The 3,894-nt window shown below is 62.8% G+C and carries 5 protein-coding genes; all 5 read left to right on the plus strand.

Features of this window, described 5'->3' with window-relative positions:
• A partial coding sequence (gene clpB / locus VBE63_RS25690; protein ID WP_323685847.1) for an ATP-dependent chaperone ClpB occupies window positions 1-2,496 on the plus strand: 2,496 nt, incomplete at its 5' end.
• A 224-nt stretch (window positions 2,497-2,720) separates the two neighbouring features.
• The gene (locus tag VBE63_RS25695; RefSeq protein ID WP_323685848.1) at window positions 2,721-3,023 is read left to right on the plus strand and encodes a DUF29 domain-containing protein; all 303 of its coding nucleotides are present in this window, start codon (window positions 2,721-2,723) and stop codon (window positions 3,021-3,023) included.
• 11 nt (window positions 3,024-3,034) lie between these two features.
• Window positions 3,035-3,169 (plus strand): DUF29 family protein, encoded by a 135-nt coding sequence (locus VBE63_RS25700; protein WP_323685850.1) that lies wholly within the window; start codon window positions 3,035-3,037, stop codon window positions 3,167-3,169.
• 145 nt (window positions 3,170-3,314) lie between these two features.
• Entirely contained in the window at window positions 3,315-3,572 is a 258-nt protein-coding gene (locus VBE63_RS25705) for a hypothetical protein (RefSeq protein ID WP_323685849.1), read from the plus strand.
• Between the two features lie 93 nt (window positions 3,573-3,665).
• On the plus strand, window positions 3,666-3,842 hold the full coding sequence (locus VBE63_RS25710) for a PD-(D/E)XK nuclease domain-containing protein (protein ID WP_323685851.1): 177 nt from the start codon (window positions 3,666-3,668) through the stop codon (window positions 3,840-3,842).
• The last annotated feature ends 52 nt before the right edge of the window (window positions 3,843-3,894 follow it).

Raw genomic sequence — 3,894 nt, forward strand, 5'->3', positions numbered from 1 at the left:
CTGGCCCTGCTCGATCAAGACGGCGGCACCGTGCGCCATCTGCTGGCGCAGGCCGATGTCAGCGTCAATCGGCTGCGCTCTGCGCTCGGCGAGGCGCTCGAGCGCCTGCCGCAGGTCTCAGGGAGCGGCGGCGACGTGACCGTTTCCAATGCGTTGGGCAAGCTGCTCAACCTGACCGATAAGCTGGCCCAAACACGCAACGATCAGTACATCAGCTCTGAGCTGTTCGTCTTGGCCGCGCTTGAGGACAAGGGCGAGCTCGGTAAGCTGCTGCGCGAGGCCGGCGCCAGCAAGGGCGCGCTGGAGAAGGCGATCGAGAGCCTGCGCGGCGGCGAGGCGGTCAACGACCCGAACGCCGAGGAGCAGCGCCAGGCGCTCGAGAAATACACCATCGACATGACCGAGCGCGCCGAGCAAGGCAAGCTCGACCCGGTGATCGGACGCGACGATGAGATCCGCCGCACCATTCAAGTGCTCGCGCGTCGCACCAAGAACAACCCGGTACTGATCGGCGAGCCCGGCGTCGGCAAGACCGCCATCGTCGAAGGCCTGGCGCAGCGAATGGTCAACGGCGAGGTGCCCGAGGGACTCAAGACCAAGCGGCTGCTGGCTTTGGATATGGCCGGGCTGATCGCCGGCGCCAAATTCCGCGGCGAGTTCGAGGAGCGTCTGAAAGCGGTGCTTAACGACATCGCCAAGCAGGAAGGCAACGTCGTGCTGTTCATCGACGAGCTGCACACCATGGTCGGCGCCGGCAAGGCCGAGGGCGCGATGGACGCCGGCAACATGCTCAAGCCGGCGCTGGCGCGCGGCGAATTGCACTGCATCGGCGCCACCACGCTCGACGAGTACCGCAAGTACGTCGAGAAGGACGCAGCGCTCGAGCGGCGTTTCCAGAAGGTGCTGGTCAACGAGCCCAATGTCGAGGACACGGTCGCCATTCTGCGCGGCCTCAAGGAGCGCTACGAGGTCCATCACGCGGTCGAGATCACCGATCCGGCGATCGTTGCCGCGGCCACGCTGAGCCACCGCTACATCGCCGATCGCCAACTCCCGGACAAGGCGATCGACCTGATCGACGAGGCCGCCTCGCAGATCCGCATGGAGATCGACTCGATGCCGGAGGAGATGGACAAGCTCGACCGGCGGCTGATCCAGCTCAAGATCGAGCGCGAGGCGCTGAAGAAGGAGTCCGACGAGGCCTCGAAGAAGCGCCTACGCGACCTCGAAGAGCAGATCAAGGTGCTGGGGCGAGAGTTTTCCGACCTCGACGAGATCTGGAAGTCGGAGAAGGCTGCGGTGCAGGGCACGGCGCATATCAAGGAAGAGCTGGATCGCGCCCGCGTCGAGATGGAGACCGCGCGCCGCGCCGGCGACCTCACCCGCATGTCCGAGCTGCAATACGGGCGCATTCCCGAGCTTGAGAAGCGACTTGCCTCGGCCGCTGAGGCCGATGGCAGCGCCGCGAACCAGCTGCTGCGCAACAAGGTCGGCGCCGAGGAGGTCGCGCAGATCGTCTCCAAATGGACCGGCATCCCGGTCAGCAAGATGCTCGAGGGCGAGCGTGACAAGCTGCTGAAGATGGAGGGTGAGATCGAGCAGCGCGTGATCGGCCAGCAGGAGGCGGTGCGCGCGGTCAGCGATGCCATTCGTCGCTCGCGGGCGGGTCTGTCCGACCCGAACCGGCCGATCGGCTCCTTCCTGTTCCTCGGCCCCACCGGCGTCGGCAAGACCGAGCTGTGCAAGGCGTTGGCCGAGTTCATGTTCGATACCGAGGAGGCCATGGTCCGCATCGATATGTCCGAGTTCATGGAGAAGCACTCGGTCGCGCGGCTGATCGGCGCTCCGCCCGGCTATGTCGGCTATGAGGAGGGCGGTTATCTGACCGAGGCGATCCGCCGCCGGCCCTATGCGGTGATCCTGATGGACGAGGTCGAGAAGGCGCATCCGGATGTGTTCAACATCCTGCTGCAGGTGCTCGACGACGGCCGCCTGACCGATGGCCAGGGCCGCACGGTCGACTTCCGCAATGCGGTAATCGTGATGACCTCGAATCTCGGCTCGGACATCATCCAGCAGAAGTCCGGCGAGGCGCAGTATGCCGAGATGAAGGAGGCGGTGATGGAGGTGGTGCGCGTCGCCTTCCGGCCCGAGTTCATCAACCGCCTGGATGAGATCGTCGTCTTCCATCCGCTCGATGAGCTGCAGATCCGCGCCATCGCCGGGATTCAGATCGGCTATCTCAAGGAGCGGCTGGCCGACCGCGAGATGGGCCTGACCCTGAGCGATGCCGCGCTCGACCTGCTCGGCGAGGCCGGGTTCGATCCGGTCTACGGCGCCCGCCCGCTCAAGCGCGCGATCCGCGCCCAGCTCGAGAACCCGCTCGCGCAGCAGATTCTCGCCGGCAAATTCGCCCCCGGTGACACTATCGAGGTCGATGCCCATGATGGGCAGTTGCTGTTTGAGAGCGTGGTCGAGGGTGAGTTGGTCGATTGACGCCTAGCACGCCCGCGATGGAGCGCGGGCACTGATGGGTGTCGGTACCTGAACGAGCGATTAGGGCAGGAGTGCTGTTTTCAGCGCGTGCAGCGCATTCCATACGGTGTTTTGCTGGACTTGCAAGACAACGCAACCGCCCGCGCCGAGCTTCCCCGAGGTTTGCCCCTTACCATCGCAGGCAGCATCTTCGACGATGACTTCTAGCCTCAGACAGCCTAGCCATGATCGAGAACACCTCCTATGACACCGACTTCCATGCCTGGACATTGCACAACGCCAAGCTGTTGCGACAAGGCCAACTGAGCGATCTCGACGTCGAGCACATCGCCGAGGAATTGGAATCCATGGGCGCGAGCGAACGCCGAGAGCTGCTGAATCGGCTGCAAGTGCTTATGCTGCACTTGCTCAAGCATCAGCTCCAGCCGGAACGTCGTGGCAAGCGCTGGATAATCACGATCAACCATCAGCGCACAGCGATTGAACGCCTCTGCTCGAACAATCCCCAAGTCTCAACAGATTCCTGAGCCCAGAACAGCTGGCCAAGGTCTACGTCAAGGCCGCGCGCGATGCAGTGATTGAGACCGATCTCGATCGACACCTCTTCCCCGTTGACTGTCCATATCAACTTGAGCAGATCCTCGACGACGACTGGCTGCCAGACTACGGCTGAGACCAAATCACCCCAGCTCAAACGAGAGCAGACCAAACTCCAGCTAACGATCATGGCGCGCCACCACCCCGGCAGATGAATCGCGCGAGATTCAGGTTAATCGAAAGCCTCACATTCATCCATGAAGCCCGACACCCGCACTGCGATGCATACACTCATCGCACAGGTGCGCGAGACGCTCCCATTCGACGCCCCAGCAACGCAAGTCTGCAGCGGCGACTGCCAAGGCTGCTCGCTGAAACTGCTCGACTACCTCGATGGCGAATTGTGCGGCTGGGAGCAACGCCTTGAGGCTGGCGAGATGCCGAATTTTGGTGACCTATCGCGACTGGCGAAGACCAGTCGAAAGGTCTACGCCGCGCTGCAAAAGAACGGGCTCATCGCCGCCATCACACGGATTTAACGCCTGATCGACGGCCTGATCGCGCGCATCCCTGAGCAACCTGAATGGCGATGTCCTCCGCATACAGATGCGCAGGTCGCACAGCGGGTCGAGCTGGTACCTGATGGCCGGGCGCTAGAACAACTCCAGGCCAGGAATTACGCTGAGAAGTACCAAGCCCTCAAGCAGCCCATCCACCTCATCGGCGTCGAGTTCAGCAAACAAGAGCGCAATCTGGTCGGTTTCGAGGTGATCAGCGATCACTGCAACGGCACATCCTGCTCGAACTGAATCTTGTCGTAGACCTCGGCTAACGCCAAAGTACAGCCGATGCTCTCGAGGA

Source organism: Lamprobacter sp., from assembly GCF_034860625.1.
Classification (GTDB): domain Bacteria; phylum Pseudomonadota; class Gammaproteobacteria; order Chromatiales; family Chromatiaceae; genus Lamprobacter.